At 64.0% G+C, this 14,173-nt stretch carries 15 protein-coding genes and 2 pseudogenes; 14 read left to right on the top strand and 3 right to left on the bottom strand.

What is annotated here, in order from left to right:
- Window positions 1-20 precede the first annotated feature (20 nt).
- Complete coding sequence (locus tag Q9316_RS03335; RefSeq protein ID WP_306033835.1) at window positions 21-1,451, bottom strand: FAD-binding oxidoreductase; 1,431 nt, start codon at window positions 1,449-1,451, stop codon at window positions 21-23.
- A gap of 218 nt (window positions 1,452-1,669) precedes the next feature.
- On the opposite strand from Q9316_RS03335, the gene Q9316_RS03340 reads away from it, so the two are divergent.
- The 3 genes from Q9316_RS03340 (at window position 1,670) to Q9316_RS03350 (ending at window position 4,950) form a co-directional block, all read left to right on the top strand.
- Entirely contained in the window at window positions 1,670-2,818 is a 1,149-nt protein-coding gene (locus Q9316_RS03340; RefSeq protein WP_306033836.1) for an alpha-hydroxy acid oxidase, read from the top strand.
- 95 nt (window positions 2,819-2,913) lie between these two features.
- A complete protein-coding gene (locus Q9316_RS03345; protein WP_306033837.1) occupies window positions 2,914-3,702 on the top strand; it encodes an IclR family transcriptional regulator in 789 nt (262 codons plus the stop codon).
- Window positions 3,703-3,921: 219 nt separating this feature from the next.
- Complete coding sequence (locus tag Q9316_RS03350; RefSeq protein WP_371877948.1) at window positions 3,922-4,950, top strand: amino acid ABC transporter substrate-binding protein; 1,029 nt, start codon at window positions 3,922-3,924, stop codon at window positions 4,948-4,950.
- Window positions 4,951-5,088: 138 nt separating this feature from the next.
- Here Q9316_RS03350 and Q9316_RS25645 read toward each other — a convergent pair.
- Window positions 5,089-5,394 (bottom strand): annotated as a pseudogene (locus Q9316_RS25645) (pyrroline-5-carboxylate reductase dimerization domain-containing protein); the annotation flags it as partial.
- Between the two features lie 466 nt (window positions 5,395-5,860).
- On the opposite strand from Q9316_RS25645, the pseudogene Q9316_RS03355 reads away from it, so the two are divergent.
- The 10 genes and pseudogenes from Q9316_RS03355 to Q9316_RS03400 all read left to right on the top strand — a co-directional run.
- Window positions 5,861-6,442, top strand: a pseudogene (locus tag Q9316_RS03355) (ATP-binding cassette domain-containing protein); the annotation flags it as partial.
- Between the two features lie 224 nt (window positions 6,443-6,666).
- Window positions 6,667-7,515, top strand: coding sequence for an urease accessory protein UreD (locus Q9316_RS03360; protein WP_306033838.1), 849 nt, complete (start codon window positions 6,667-6,669; stop codon window positions 7,513-7,515).
- 10 nt (window positions 7,516-7,525) lie between these two features.
- A complete protein-coding gene (locus Q9316_RS03365) occupies window positions 7,526-7,828 on the top strand; it encodes an urease subunit gamma (RefSeq protein ID WP_306033839.1) in 303 nt (100 codons plus the stop codon).
- An 18-nt stretch (window positions 7,829-7,846) separates the two neighbouring features.
- Entirely contained in the window at window positions 7,847-8,434 is a 588-nt protein-coding gene (locus Q9316_RS03370; RefSeq protein ID WP_306033840.1) for a HupE/UreJ family protein, read from the top strand.
- A gap of 2 nt (window positions 8,435-8,436) precedes the next feature.
- The gene (locus Q9316_RS03375) at window positions 8,437-8,742 is read left to right on the top strand and encodes an urease subunit beta (protein WP_306035193.1); all 306 of its coding nucleotides are present in this window, start codon (window positions 8,437-8,439) and stop codon (window positions 8,740-8,742) included.
- Window positions 8,742-10,454 (top strand): urease subunit alpha, encoded by a 1,713-nt coding sequence (gene ureC / locus Q9316_RS03380; protein WP_306033841.1) that lies wholly within the window; start codon window positions 8,742-8,744, stop codon window positions 10,452-10,454. The genes Q9316_RS03375 and ureC overlap by 1 nt, the downstream gene beginning before the upstream one ends.
- A gap of 11 nt (window positions 10,455-10,465) precedes the next feature.
- Window positions 10,466-10,930, top strand: a complete 465-nt coding sequence (gene ureE, locus Q9316_RS03385) for an urease accessory protein UreE (protein WP_306033842.1) — start codon at window positions 10,466-10,468, stop codon at window positions 10,928-10,930.
- Window positions 10,914-11,585, top strand: coding sequence for an urease accessory protein UreF (locus Q9316_RS03390; RefSeq protein WP_306035194.1), 672 nt, complete (start codon window positions 10,914-10,916; stop codon window positions 11,583-11,585). The genes ureE and Q9316_RS03390 overlap by 17 nt, the downstream gene beginning before the upstream one ends.
- Window positions 11,586-11,614: 29 nt before the next feature.
- Window positions 11,615-12,226, top strand: coding sequence for an urease accessory protein UreG (ureG, locus tag Q9316_RS03395; protein WP_306033843.1), 612 nt, complete (start codon window positions 11,615-11,617; stop codon window positions 12,224-12,226).
- A 467-nt stretch (window positions 12,227-12,693) separates the two neighbouring features.
- Window positions 12,694-13,179, top strand: coding sequence for a hypothetical protein (locus tag Q9316_RS03400; RefSeq protein WP_306033844.1), 486 nt, complete (start codon window positions 12,694-12,696; stop codon window positions 13,177-13,179).
- A gap of 158 nt (window positions 13,180-13,337) precedes the next feature.
- Here Q9316_RS03400 and Q9316_RS03405 read toward each other — a convergent pair whose 3' ends face one another.
- Window positions 13,338-13,616: a DUF1905 domain-containing protein gene (locus Q9316_RS03405; RefSeq protein ID WP_306033845.1), complete on the bottom strand. Its 279-nt coding sequence runs from the start codon at window positions 13,614-13,616 to the stop codon at window positions 13,338-13,340.
- A 176-nt stretch (window positions 13,617-13,792) separates the two neighbouring features.
- Here Q9316_RS03405 and Q9316_RS03410 point away from each other — a divergent pair, with 176 nt between their 5' ends.
- On the top strand, window positions 13,793-14,035 hold the full coding sequence (locus Q9316_RS03410; protein WP_306033846.1) for a hypothetical protein: 243 nt from the start codon (window positions 13,793-13,795) through the stop codon (window positions 14,033-14,035).
- Window positions 14,036-14,173: the final 138 nt, after the last annotated feature.

Below are 14,173 nucleotides of genomic sequence, written 5' to 3' on the forward strand. Positions count from 1 at the left end.
ACGGTTCTGTCGCCGCCGGATCAGGCGTCCGGCGGAATGAGGCGGCCTGGGTTGAACAACCCCTTCGGGTCCAGGGCGGCTTTGACGGCGCGCATGAGCGCAAGGTCCGCGGGGCTCTTGTAACGGGCCATTTCCTTCAGCGAGACCTGCCCGACGCCGTGCTCGGCGCTGAACGTGCCGCCGAGCGCATGGGCGGCATCGTTGACGGCATGGCGGATCGCTTCCGCCAGCGCGTCTCGATCCTCCAGTTTATCCCACTGGTCGAAGGTGAAGAAGGGAATGAAATGGACGTTGCCGTCCCCCATATGGCCGACGACGACCAGTTCGGCCTTGGGCGCGAGCGCCCCCACGGCGGCGCTTGCCGCGCGGATGAAGTCGGCGGTCGCGGAAACAGGCACGGCGCAGTCGGTGGTGAGGCCTATCCCGCCTTTCTTGTTGGCCTCCGAAACGCTGTGGCGCACCTCCCACATGTCGGCGCGCTGACGTTCGCTCGCGGCGATGACGGCGTCGGCGATGAGGCCGTCATCCAGCGCCTGCGCGAGGATGCCCTCGAGTGTGGCGTCGAGGTCGTCGTTGCCGCCGGTGTCGGAAAGCTCGATCAGGAGGTGCCAGTCGTGTGCGTCTTCCAGCGGCGAGCGTCGCTGCGGCACATGGCGCACGACGAGGTCGAGCTGGTTGCGGTTCATCAGCTCGAAGCCGGAGAGCTTTGCGCCGTCGCGCTCCTGCACCAGCGTCAAGAGCCGCACGGCGGACTCGGGATCGGCAAGGCCCGCCCAGGCGACGGCGTGGCGCGTCGGGAGCGGGTGCAGTTTCAGCACGGCGGCGGTGACGATGCCGAGCGTGCCTTCCGAGCCGATGAAGAGATGTTTCAGGTCGTAGCCGGTATTGTTCTTGCGCAGCGCCGTAAGGTTCGTCCATACAGTACCGTCCGGCAGAACGACTTGGAGGCCGAGCACGTTCTCGCGTGTATTGCCGTAGCGTAGCACCGAGGTGCCGCCTGCATTGGTGGCGATGGTGCCGCCGATCTGGCACGACCCTTCCGCGCCCAGGCTGACGGGATAATAGCGGCCCGCCGCACGTGCCGCCTCCTGGACATTGGCGAGCATGCAGCCTGCCTCCACTTCCATCGTGTTGTTGACCGGATCGACTTTGCGGATGCGGCGCAGGCGCTCCAGCGCGACGATGACGGGCGCGGGGCCTTCGGCTGCCGGGACCGAACCGCCGACCAGGCCCGTGTTCCCGGCCTGGGGAAGGACCGGCACGCCGTGGCGCGCGCAGCAGGCGACGATGCCGGCAACCTGTTCGGCATTGGCCGGACGGGCGACGCACAACGCCTTGCCGCGATATCGGCCACGCCAGTCCTCGGTAGCAAAGGCCATTGCCGCCTCGTCGGTCGTCACCGCGTCGATACCCACTAGGTCCGCAAGGTCTTCAAGGAGGGTCCTGATCATTTCTCTCCCATCTAATCGTATTTCGATTATAGTAATTGAAATACGATAACCGATAACAACCGCCTTGACAAGGTCCCTCTCATGTTCCGCAGAACGGTCGGGAAAGGCGGCGATAGGACTCGCTTTCGCGTTGACAGAACTGCATGACAAATCGTATTGAAATCTAGTAGAATTGCATTGCGATTATTCTTTTGCGTGGTTCGAACTCTGGTGGAAATATGAAACCGCTCAACGTCGCCGATTACCGCCTGGCCGCAAAACGACGGCTACCCCGTGGCATGTTCGAATATATCGACCGTGGGACGGAGGATGAGGTGGGGTTGCGGGGCATCCGCACGGCGCTCGACATGACAAGGCTCAATCAGCATGTTCTGAATGATGTTTCCGTGCCCGACACGTCGACGGTGATCTTCGGAGAAAAGCTGCCGCTGCCGGTCATCATCTCGCCGACGGCTGTTGCGGGGCTCGTCTGGCATGATGGCGAGGTGCAACTCGCTCGCGCCGCACGGGCGGCGGGCATTCCCTTCTGCGTTGCGACACAGTCGATGACCTCCATGGAGGACATCGCGGCCGGCGCGGCCGGCGCCAATCTCTGGTTCCAGCTCTATGTCTTCGAGGATCGCGGCCTGACGCGCGATCTCCTGCGGCGCGCCAAGGCGCTCGGCATCCGCAACCTGCTTTTCACGGCCGACACGCCGCGGTCGCCGAAAAAGGAATGGAACACCCGCAACGGCTTCGGCATCCCGATCAAGCCGTCGCTGGCCGGCGGACTCGATCTCCTCGCGCATCCGCGCTGGTCGCTTGCCGTGATGCTGCGCTACGTGATGACGACGGGCGTGCCGACCTATGCGCATTATCCGCCAGCATATCGCACCAGCGTCACACGGGCCGCGGTCTGGGACAATGTCAAGCTGGCACGGCGACTCACCTGGGACGACTTCGCCGAGGTCCGCCGGGAATGGGACGGCAATCTGATCCTCAAGGGCGTGCTTTCCCCTGATGACGCCGAGCGCGCGCTGTCGCTCGGCGCCGATGGCGTCGTCGTCTCATGCCATGGCGGACGCAATCTCGATTCCGCCCCGATGGCACTCGACGCCCTGCCGCGGATCGCCGATGCGGTCGGCGGGCGGATGACCATCCTTGCAGACAGCGGCGTCCGCCGGGGTAGCGATATCGTCAAGTACATTGCGTCGGGCGCGGACGCCGTGCTCGTCGGCCGGGCGCCCCTTTACGGGACGGCGGCGGGCGGGGAGAAGGGCGCAAAGGCCGTGATCGACATCCTGCGCGAGGAACTCGACCATTGCATGGCCTTTACGGGGCGCTCGCGCCTCTCGGAGATCACGCGCGAGGCGATCTGGCGGCCCTGACCGGCGATCTTCACACCTATCTCGCCTCGTCCTCTCGACGCGGTGCCGGCGGGCAGGCATTGTCGGCGCGTGGGCCGAACGGAGTGGATGGACGCATGACTGAACATAAGAAGGATACGGATGATCACCTGCTGGTCGGCAGCGTCGTCAAGGCTTTCCGTGTTCTTGAAGCGTTCGATCGTCAGCACCGTGGCATGGGCTTCTCGGAAATTTCCCGCGTAACGGGGCTTGAGAAGAGCGCGGCGCAGCGGGCCGCCCATACGCTCTGGCGCCTCGGCTATCTCGACAAGGCGCCGGGCTCCGGCGAATATCGGCTGTCGCTCCGTTGCCAGGATATCGGCACGCGCTTTGCGGAGGCCAGCCGTATCGTCGACGCGGTCGCCCCCTATATCACGCTGCTGAGGCGCAAGACCCAGGCTTCTGTGAACCTTACCATGCTCGACCGCACGGAAACGGTGTTCGTGCAGCGGCACACGACGGTCGACATGCTCGGCAACAAGCTCGGCGTGCGCGCCCGCCTGCCGGCCTATTGCACGGCGACCGGCATCGCCATGCTGTCGCGATTGCCGGACGCGGAGGTCGAGGCGATCCTCGCCGAAAGCGACCTGAAACCGCATATGCCCAACACCGTCTGGCAGGTCGACGAGATCATGGCGCGCATCCGTATGGCGCGGCAGCAACGCTTCGCCTTCGGCATAGAGGAGGATATCGCCAGCGACATCACCCTCGCTTGCGGCTTCACCGACCCGGCGACCGGAGACGTGGCGGCAATTGGGCTTTCCTATTTCAGCGGCACGACGACGGCGGCGGAAGTGCAGGCGCAGGGGCGCGACCTCCTGATCAGCGTCGTCGACAATCTCGCCCGCGAGCTTGTCGACGGCTGACGGCTGACGGCATTTTCTCTCATCTTGCGATTTTGAAAGAGTGACCTGAACGTGTTCCACGACCACGAACCTGGCGTCTGTCGCGCTATGTTAATTACAATGCAATTGTAAATAAACGTATTGTAATTTGTATGATTTGCTATACGATCATACGCGTGAGGCGAGGGCATATGGACGCGCCCGCGAACCGAGAAATCACGACAAAAGGGGATCTGCGCTGTGAAGAAAATCGCGATGTGGGGTGCGGCCTGCTGGACCGTGCTCGCTATGGCCGGTGCCGCCTCGGCAGGCACGCTGGAGGACGTCAAGTCGAACGGGGTTCTCAAATGCGGTGTGACGACCGGCAATGCCGGCTTCTCCGCGCCGGACGAGAAGGGTGACTGGGAAGGCTTCGATGTGGACTTTTGCCGCGCTGTCGCCGCGGTCGTGCTGGGCGACCCGACGAAGGTGCAATTCACGCCGCTCTCGGCAAAGGACCGGTTCCCCGCGCTCCAATCCGGCGAGATCGACATCCTGTCGCGCCAGACGACCTGGGTACTGAGCCGCGAGGCGAGCCTTGGCTTCCTCTTCGGGGTGGTGACCTACTACGACGGCCAGGGCTTTCTTATCAACAGCAAGAAGATGCCCGACGTGACGTCGGCGACGCAGCTTGGCGGCGCGACCATCTGCCTGCTTGCAGGCACCACGACGGAGCTGAACATCGCCGACTACTTCAAGGCGAACAAGCTGGAATATTCGCCGCTTGTCTTCGAGAAGATCGAAGAGGCCAAATCCGCCTACGACGGCGGCCGTTGCGACGTCTATTCCGACGACCAGTCGAACCTCTATAGCGCTCGCCTCTCGCTTTCGGCGCCTACTGATCACGTGGTCCTGCCGGAAATCATCTCCAAGGAGCCGCTCGGCCCCGTCGTGCGCCAGGGTGATGACCGCTGGTTCAACATCGTCAAATGGACCCATTTCGCCATCGTGCAGGCCGAGGAGTTCGGCATTACCCAGGCCAATGTCGAGGAGATGAAGAATTCTCCCAATCCGGAAGTCAAGCGCCTGCTCGGCATGGAAGCGGATGCCAAGCTCGGAACCGACCTCGGCCTGACGGAGGACTGGGTGGTGCGCGTCGTCAAGGCCGTCGGCAACTACGGCGAGGTCTTCGACCGCAATATCGGCTCGGGGAGCCCGCTGAAGATCGCGCGAGGCCTGAACGCGCTGTGGACCGACCACGGCCTCCAATACGCCATGCCGGTTCGCTGAAAGCTGTGGTTTCGGGAGGCAGGCAGCCCGCCTCCGGTCTCGTGCCTGCTTCATCTGTCGGGCGGATTGTCTCCCGCCCAGCTCGATCGCCCGTCGATGCGCTGAAGCCGTCGCCTCTCGTATCAAGCTTTGCAGGGCCTCTCCTCCCATCAGAAGGTTCAGTGCGGCCTCCGCCGTGCCGCCGGGGCTGGTGACCTGCCGGCGCAGGTCGGATGGTGCCATCTCTGTCGCCATGGCGAGTGCACCGGCTCCGTCAACCGTTTCCCTGGCAAGGGCAGGGGAGAGCTTCGGAGGCAGACCCAGTTCTATACCGGCGTCAGCGAGGCATTCTACGAGATAGAAGATATAGGCGGGGTCGAATCCGGAAACAGCGGTTGCCGCGTCGATCGCCGCTTCGCCTTCGACCCGGTGCACTGCCCCGTTTGCCGACAGGAGGTGCGTCACGCTTGCGATCTGCGCCTGGCTTGTCCGTTCGTTCGCGGTGATCTTCGCGGGATATCTGGCCGTCGCGAGGATGGATTAACCGGAATTCCAGCGCAACTTCCTCAACCTCAACCTCAACCTCAACGTCGACGTCGACGTGCCGATCAACCATTCCGAGATCGACGCGGCGCCGATGCGGCTGCTGCTCGGCTTGGCGTTCCGGGCCTTTAGCCTGTTCTCCATGATCATGTTGGAGTAGGTGCCCCCCAGCGCAGGTCACTGGGCAGAGCGGTGACGGTGATGTGTAGGATCGCGCGCGAGCGCCTTCGCGAGGTGCGCATCGTCGATGACATAATTTCGCGTACAGGCTACCACACGCCCGGGAAGATGAGGCCAACGTGACGGTCGAGAATCCGATTTGCATTGCGGCGTGGCACAGGCGCTGTGCGCGACTTGTTGACCGCCTGTGTGGGAAAACGTCATCTGAGTGCTTAGCCGCAACGGCTTGGACAAGTTGAGCCTGCTGCGGGCCATCACCGGCGAGCAGCCGCTCTCCTTCGGCAGCATCGCTTTCAACGACATGAATCTGGACAGCATGACGCCCTCCTACCGCGCCAAGCAGGGCATTGGCTACGTGCCACACGGCCGGAGATCTTTCCGCTGCTGCCGGCCAGGAAAACCTCGAATCCGGTTTTGCGCCCCTGAAGCGCTCTGAGCGCTTTATCGCGAACGAGATTTTCATCCTTTTCCCGGTGCTGCACACCGTGCTGAGCCGATGTGGCGGTGACCTCTCGTGTGGACATCAGCGGCTTGCCATCGGCCAGGCACTTGTCACGCGACCCTGATTCTGGACGAGCCTACGGCAGGATTTGACCATCGATCATCAAGGATATCGGCCGGGCGATTTGCTATCTGCTCGAGACCACCGGCATGGTCATCCTGCTCATCGAGCAAATATTTCGACTCTTGCCGCGAACTCGCCGATCACGTCTGCATCATGGATCGCGGCGAAATCGCGCATCAAGGGTTGGTCGAGACAATCGAAGCCCGCCAGCATCTCACGGCATGACGATGCTGAAAGATGAAGCTTGTGCAGATGCCTAATTTTAGTGCGGCGATCTTTCGCGCGGAGGTGGCCGCGGCTTTCGGTACGGCCAATTGCCAATAGTTCAGTTGCGACAAAGATGGCATGGCCCTTGCATCGTGGCTGAGACAATCAGCGGGGCTGTAGGATATGATGGGCGATTTCAACAGAGCATGTATATGTGATCACAGCGCCGAACGGGACCGCCGGTGATCGCGTTTCCCGCTCCGGATGTGTCGGATGGCTCGGCCGTGCCGGTGCGGATGCAGCGCGCGGAGGGCAGTGCGCAGCTTGCGTTTCATCGACGGCACGGCGCGACGCGGCTGAAGACACTCTATCAGGACGGCTGCCTCAAGATCCGCCTGCCGAGGTACTTGCCCGGTTCGCCGCCGGAAGCGATTCTGATCAACACGGCGGGCGGGCTTGCGGGCGGCGATCGGGTCGCCACCGAAGTCGACATCGCCGGCGCCACGGCAGCGACGATCACCACGCAAGCCTGCGAGCGGGTCTATCGCTCTGCGGGCGAGGCGGCAACGGTGAGTAACAGGCTGACGGTCGGTGCTGGAGGCTGCCTTGCCTGGCTTCCGCAGGAAGCTATCCTCTTCAATGGCGGGCACCTTTCGCGTCGGCTGGATGTCGATCTTGAAGGCGATGCCGAGCTGGTGGCGGTGGAGGCGGTGCTGTTTGGTCGTGCCGCCATGGGAGAGACCCTTTCCCATGGTGTGCTGCACGACCGCTGGCGCGTCCGCCGCGATGGCAGGCTGGTGTTCGCCGAAGACTTCAAGGTTTCCGGCGATATCGCCGCCCAGCTTGCCCGGCCTGCCGTGCTTTCCGGCCACGCCGCCATGGCGACCGTCCTTTATGCGGCACAAGAGCCCGAGCGGCTGCTCAACGCCGTCCGAACAACGATCGGCCCGGCGGGCGGTGCGAGCGCTTGGAACGGCAAGCTGTTGATACGCCTCGCCACGGCCTCGGGCCTTGCGCTACGCCAGCGCCTCGAGCCGCTTCTCTCGCTTCTGCTCGCCGGACGGCCGCTGCCGAAAGTCTGGCAATTATAGGAACAGGCCCATGAACCTTACCCCCCGTGAAAAGGACAAGCTGCTGATCGCCATGGCCGCCGTAGTGGCGCGCAAGCGGCTGGAGCGCGGCGTCAAGCTCAACCATCCCGAGGCCATCGCGCTGATCACCGATTTCGTCGTCGAGGGCGCGCGCGACGGCCGGCCGGTCGCCGACCTGATGGAGGCGGGCGCGCATGTCGTCAGCCGCGACCAGGTGATGGAGGGCATCGCCGAGATGATCCACGACGTCCAGGTGGAAGCGACCTTCCCCGACGGCACCAAGCTGGTGACCGTGCACCAGCCGATCCGCTGATCTTTGAAGGGCAAGCACATGAAAAGACTGATCCTCACCCTGCTCCTGACCGGCGCGGCCGCAAGCCCCGCCTTCGCCCATCTCGATCCGGCCGCACACGGTTCGCTCAGTGCCGGTTTCTCCCATCCGCTGACGGGCGCCGACCACCTGCTCGCCATGGTCGCTGTCGGCCTCTGGGCCTCGCTGATCGGCGGGCGGGCGCTGTGGGCCGTGCCCGCCGCCTTCGTCGCGGCGATGAGCGCCGGTTTCCTTGCCGCGCTCGGCGGCCTCGGCCTGCCCTTAATCGAGCCGGCCATTGCTGCTTCCGTCGTGGTGATCGGTCTTCTGGCGCTCGTCGCGCTGCAGGTGCCGACGGCGGTCGGCATGGCCGTGGTCGGCTTCTTCGCTCTGTTCCATGGCTATGCCCACGGCCTGGAGCTCGGCGGGGCGAACGGCCTTGGCTTCATGGCCGGCTTCGTCGCGGCGACCGCGCTGCTGCATGGCGCGGGCGTGGCGCTGGGCCTCGGCATCAGCGCGGTGGGGGGCGGACGCGCCGGCCGCATCGCGGCGCGGCTTGCCGGCGGGCTGACGGCGCTCGGCGGCCTGTGGCTCGTCGCGGGGGCATGAGCATGATCCCGGGCGAAATCCTCACCATCGAGGGCGACATCGTGCTGAATGCCGGCGCGAAGACCGTGACGCTGACGGTCGCCAATACCGGCGACCGCCCGGTGCAGGTCGGCTCGCACTATCATTTCTTCGAGACCAATCCGGCGCTCGCCTTCGACCGGGCGCTGGCGCGGGGCATGCGCCTCGACATCGCCGCCGGCACGGCAGTGCGCTTCGAGCCGGGGCAGGAGCGCGTGGTGCGGCTCGTGCCGATCAGCGGCAAACGCGAAATCCATGGCTTCCGCCAGCACGTGATGGGGAAACTCTGATGGCCGCTCACCTTTCCCGCGCCGCCTATGCGCAGATGTACGGCCCCACCGTGGGCGACCGCGTGCGCCTTGCCGATACCGAGCTCTTTATCGAGGTCGAGAAGGATTTCACCGTCTACGGCGAGGAGGTGAAGTTCGGCGGCGGCAAGGTGATCCGCGACGGCATGGGCCAGAGCCAGGCGACGCGCGCCGAAGGGGCAGTCGACACCGTCATCACCAATGCGCTGATCGTCGACCATTGGGGCATCGTCAAGGCGGATATCGGCCTGAAGGACGGGCGGATCGAGCGGATCGGCAAGGCCGGCAATCCCGATACCCAGCCGGGCGTCGACATCGTCGTCGGCCCCGGCACTGAGGTCATCGCGGGTGAGGGGCGCATCCTGACGGCCGGCGGGGTCGATGCACATATCCACTTCATCTGCCCGCAGCAGATCGAGGAGGCGCTGACCTCGGGCGTGACCACCATGCTCGGCGGAGGAACCGGGCCGGCGCACGGCACGCTCGCCACCACCTGCACGCCGGGGCCGTGGCATCTGGCGCGGATGATCCAGTCCTTCGATGCCTTCCCGATCAATCTCGGCCTCTCCGGCAAGGGCAATGCCTCGAAGCCTGCGGCGCTCGTCGAGATGATCGAGAGCGGGGCCTGCGCCCTCAAGCTGCACGAGGATTGGGGCACGACGCCCGCCGCCATCGACAACTGCCTCGCGGTCGCCGACGACTACGATGTGCAGGTGATGATCCACACTGACACGCTGAACGAAAGCGGCTTCGTGGAAGACACCATCGCCTCCTTCAAGGGCCGCACCATCCATGCCTTCCACACGGAAGGGGCGGGCGGCGGCCATGCGCCCGACATCATCCGCGTCTGCGGCCTTTCCAACGTCATCCCGTCCTCGACCAACCCGACGCGGCCCTACACGAAAAACACCATCGCCGAGCATCTCGACATGCTGATGGTCTGCCACCACCTGTCGCCGTCGATCCCCGAGGATATCGCCTTTGCCGAAAGCCGCATCCGCAAGGAGACCATCGCGGCGGAGGACATTCTCCACGATATCGGCGCCTTCTCGATCATTTCCTCCGACAGCCAGGCGATGGGCCGCGTCGGCGAAGTGCTGATCCGCACCTGGCAGACCGCGCACAAGATGAAGGTGCAGCGCGGGCGTCTGCCTGGCGAGAGCGGCGACAATGATAACCTGCGCGTGCGCCGCTATATCGCCAAATACACGATCAACCCGGCTATCGCACAGGGGCTGTCGAAGCATGTCGGTTCCATCGAGGCCGGCAAACGCGCCGATCTCGTCCTGTGGAACCCGGCGTTCTTCGGCATCAAGCCGGATATGGTTCTGGTCGGCGGCACCATCGCCGCGGCACCCATGGGCGATCCGAATGCCTCCATCCCGACGCCGCAGCCGGTACACTACCGGCCGATGTTCGGCAGCTACGGCCGGGTTCCTGCGCTGTCTTCCGTCACCTTCGTCAGCCAGGCGGCGTTGGATGGCGGACTGAAGGCGCGGCTCGGCGTGACCAAGGACATGGTGGCGGTCGAAAACACCCGCAGCGGCCTTTCCAAGGCGTCGATGGTGCTCAATGATGCGACACCGCATGTCGAGGTCGATCCGGAAACCTATGAAGTACGCGCGGACGGAGAGCTTTTGACCTGCGAGCCCGCCACCGTGCTGCCCATGGCGCAGCGCTACTTCCTGTTCTGAGAGAGATCGTCTTGCCCTATCGCTCCACCGAAATCCTGCCGCCGGGCGCCGGCGGCGACCGCCTGCCCATCGACGTGGTGGTGCTGGCGCACGACCAGCGCCACATCCGCCGCAAGCTCTTGCACATGCAGCATGACGACGTCGTCATGCTGGACCTCAAGGCGCCGGTCCTGCTCGCCCATGGCGACCTCATCCTCACCGAGACGGGCGAGACCATCGAGGTGATCGCGGCGGAGGAACTGCTCTACGAGGTGACGTCGAGGGATGGGCTGCATCTCGTCGAACTCGCCTGGCACCTCGGCAACCGCCATCTGCCGGCACAGATCGAGGTGGCGCGCATCCTCATCCTGCGCGACCACGTCATCCGCGACATGCTGGCGGGGCTCGGCGCCTGCGTCCGCGAGATATCCGAGCCCTTCCATCCGCTGCGCGGCGCCTATCACGGCCACGGGCATCATCATCATGGCCATGGCTGAGACGGTCGTTCTTCTCCGGCTGATGACCTGGCTGTCACCGGCCTTCCCTGTCGGCGCCTTCTCCTATTCCGGCGGGCTGGAGCAGGTGGTGGCCGATGGCGACGTGGGGGATGCCGACACCTTGCGGGACTGGCTGGAGAGCCTCCTCGCGCACGGCAATCTCTGGAACGACGCGGTGCTCTTCGCCGAGGCGCATCGCGCCGCAGGCGACGCGGGCCGGCTGGCGGAGGTGGTGGAACTCGCCGAAGCCCTGGCGGGCTCGGCGGAGCGGCATCGCGAGACCATGCTGCAGGGCGAGGCCTTCCTCGCGGCGGCGGCAAGCTGGCCGCATCCGATCCTCGCGGGCCTCGGCGGGGCGGCGGCCTATCCTGTCGCCGTGGGCGCGGTCGCGGCCGCCCATGGCGTTACGGCGGAGGCAGGGCTTGCCGCCTATCTCCATGCCGTTTTGTCGAACCTAGTCTCGGTCGCCATCCGCTGCGGCGTCGTCGGCCAGCGGCATGGCGTAGCGGTGCTGGCGACGCTGGAGGCGCGGATCGCCGCGCTGGCGGCGGCCGCCGCTCGCTCCACGCTCGACGATCTCGGCTCCACGACCATGCGGGCGGAGATCGCGAGCCTCAGGCACGAGACCCTGCCGACACGGCTCTTCCGCTCATGAGCGGGCATTCAATCCCAAGGGAGGTTTCAATGACATCGAAGAACGGCCCCTTACGCGTCGGCATCGGCGGCCCGGTCGGTTCGGGCAAGACGGCGCTCACCGAAAAGCTCTGCAAGGCGATGCGCGAGCTTTATTCCGTCGCCGTCGTTACCAACGATATCTACACCAAGGAGGATGCCGAGGCGCTGATGCGCATGCAGGCGCTGCCGTCCGACCGCATCGTCGGCGTGGAGACCGGCGGCTGCCCGCACACGGCGATCCGCGAGGACGCCACGATCAACCTGCAGGCCATCGCCGATCTCAACCGCCGGTTTCCCGATCTCGACGTGGTCTTCATCGAATCGGGCGGCGACAATCTCGCCGCCACCTTTTCGCCGGACCTCGCCGACCTGACGATCTACGTCATCTCCGTCTGCCAGGGGGAGGAAATCCCGCGCAAGGGCGGGCCGGGCATCACCCGCTCCGACCTCCTCGTCATCAACAAGAAGGACCTCGCCCCCCATGTCGGCGCCGATCTCGAAGTGATGGAACGGGATGCGACGCGCATGCGCGCCGAACGCCCCTTCGTTTTCTCCGACATGAAGCGCGGCGACGGCGTCGACCGCATCGTCGATTTCCTTCGTGTTGAGGGCGGGCTGTGAGGTTGCAGTCCTTCGCGGCCTGAAAGGCTTGCGAGATCATCCCAACGGCATCGTCGGTACCATGTCAACAATCTGAAGACGCTTGGCCTTGTTTGCGACTGAGCCAGCCCGAGTCGTCCTGGAACGCGCAGATATGGCGATCGTCGATCCGCTTATGGTCGACGGCTTTTGAACGAGCTGTGGTCCTCCGGCCGTTCGAGCCGACGGTATATTTCAGTAGACGGCCCACATGCCCGTGCCGTCGTCGCGGAGACCGTGTCGCGTTTCGGTGTGCGGAAGCTTCGGCCTTTTCGTCATGATGTGCCCTCGGGATACGATAGCGCGATTTGGTAGCGGCGCAATAGCGTGCAGCGGCTTACGGGATCGAAACCAGTCAGCGGGATACCGCCCAGCACTAGCTCTTTTTGCCGAATTGCATCGTTGCCCCGGTGAGCGCCACAATCGGGTGCCCATGGGGAGGCTTAACCATGATCAAGCTCGCTCTATTCGCGGCAATGTGCGCCCTTGTCCCGTCAGCTTGTCTTGCCGGACCGCTCGCCGTCGCGGTCGCAATATACGAGTTCTACGATAATGCGATCACCCAAGGCCGCGCCTGGCAAGACCAGCAGAATTGGGGAAGGATGAGTTCCTGGCGTGCAGGTGGACGCGTCTTCATAGGAAACCTCACCGACGGCGTCGTGACGTTCTCATTTGTAGACGAGGACGAGGAATGCGAGTCTTTACAGGAAACGTTGCAGCCGGGAGGGTATGTGACGCTTTGGTGCGATGGTGGCGGCAACGGGATCATGCACTATTACATTTCCTTCGCCGGGAAGAGTTATCACCTGGAAGGCTGGAAACACTACTCTTTTGAACATAGCGCTCAAATTGCTGCAACGGATCTGTTTTTTGCTGGCACGGCGGATGAATTGATTCAAAAGCGCGATGGGTGGGCCCGTGCGGCTGGCCGGTGAAGAGTAGCCGAGCGGAAGGCGGTTCCAGGGCAGAACACCACCAGCAGGCTATCAGCCAGCGCCTCGGCTCTTGAGAGGGGCACCGACGCTCCCGCACGCTCGCTGGGGGCCGTGTCTTCGAAGAGTGGTGCCCGGCGATCAATCTCGGCCGAGCAGGCTTATGTGATCCGCTCGACAAGCGTAATCGTCACGCGGTCACCAGGTTGCTTTCCTATCGATCGTAAAATCTCCGACTTGAGTGGGAGCTTGTGCGTCCCGTCACCTAGGGCCATGAACGAGGTTTGGAAAGGCACGCCTTCGGCGGTCGCGCGAACCTTTACCAACCCTCTGGTTCCGAAAAATTCGGCGGAGTGGGGCCAGACTACGTAGCACCAACCGCCCTTGGCAGGACTTTGCTGTATCGTGACTTCGAAAGATTGGTCGAGGCTGTATGGCATGGTGGGTCTCCTAGACGGTTTATCTCTAGGACGCGCGGAGGTTCATGGATCCGACAGCAAGCATGAAATTTCATAGGGAAGAGCCCCGACAAGCCCACCCATAAATGGGCGCTGCGGGCGGAACATCGCGACGGCATCTTTGTTTTCAATGAATAACGAAAACAAGGGAGGACGAGATGTTTCAGGCATCTCTCGGCGGCGGCTTCGGCGCGCAAGGATACGGGCTGCGCGCGTCGATAAGTGCCGCGATCGCGTACGATGAGCTATGCGCTCAGCACCAAATCGAACTTGTCTTTGAGCCAAATGCGGTAATCATCCACGGACGTATCCCGGCCAATGTGGCGCGTCGTGTGCGAACGATCATCGGTGAGGTTGCCGGTCCAATCCCCGTCTGGGATCGATCGTTTTGGCTTGATTGACCCCGGCGTACAGCACGTGTCCGTTAACAATCCGGCGCGCTTCTGCGTGCAAAAGATAACCATTCATAAATAGAAGGCCTTCGCAGACCGGACGGGCGCGCGGCTGCGCATCGTCACGCAGTTCGGTTTCGACGCGGA

It is taken from the genome of Shinella zoogloeoides (genome assembly GCF_030733845.1).
Taxonomy (GTDB): domain Bacteria; phylum Pseudomonadota; class Alphaproteobacteria; order Rhizobiales; family Rhizobiaceae; genus Shinella; species Shinella zoogloeoides_C.

Coding starts and splice junctions, on each gene's coding strand:
- Q9316_RS03335 (WP_306033835.1), bottom strand. CDS start 1,451: ATGATCAGGACCCTCCTTGAAGACCTTGCGGACCTAGTGGGTATCGAC.
- Q9316_RS03340 (WP_306033836.1), top strand. CDS start 1,670: ATGAAACCGCTCAACGTCGCCGATTACCGCCTGGCCGCAAAACGACGG.
- Q9316_RS03345 (WP_306033837.1), top strand. CDS start 2,914: ATGACTGAACATAAGAAGGATACGGATGATCACCTGCTGGTCGGCAGC.
- Q9316_RS03365 (WP_306033839.1), top strand. CDS start 7,526: ATGAACCTTACCCCCCGTGAAAAGGACAAGCTGCTGATCGCCATGGCC.
- Q9316_RS03370 (WP_306033840.1), top strand. CDS start 7,847: ATGAAAAGACTGATCCTCACCCTGCTCCTGACCGGCGCGGCCGCAAGC.
- Q9316_RS03375 (WP_306035193.1), top strand. CDS start 8,437: ATGATCCCGGGCGAAATCCTCACCATCGAGGGCGACATCGTGCTGAAT.
- ureC (WP_306033841.1), top strand. CDS start 8,742: ATGGCCGCTCACCTTTCCCGCGCCGCCTATGCGCAGATGTACGGCCCC.
- ureG (WP_306033843.1), top strand. CDS start 11,615: ATGACATCGAAGAACGGCCCCTTACGCGTCGGCATCGGCGGCCCGGTC.
- Q9316_RS03400 (WP_306033844.1), top strand. CDS start 12,694: ATGATCAAGCTCGCTCTATTCGCGGCAATGTGCGCCCTTGTCCCGTCA.
- Q9316_RS03405 (WP_306033845.1), bottom strand. CDS start 13,616: ATGCCATACAGCCTCGACCAATCTTTCGAAGTCACGATACAGCAAAGT.
- Q9316_RS03410 (WP_306033846.1), top strand. CDS start 13,793: ATGTTTCAGGCATCTCTCGGCGGCGGCTTCGGCGCGCAAGGATACGGG.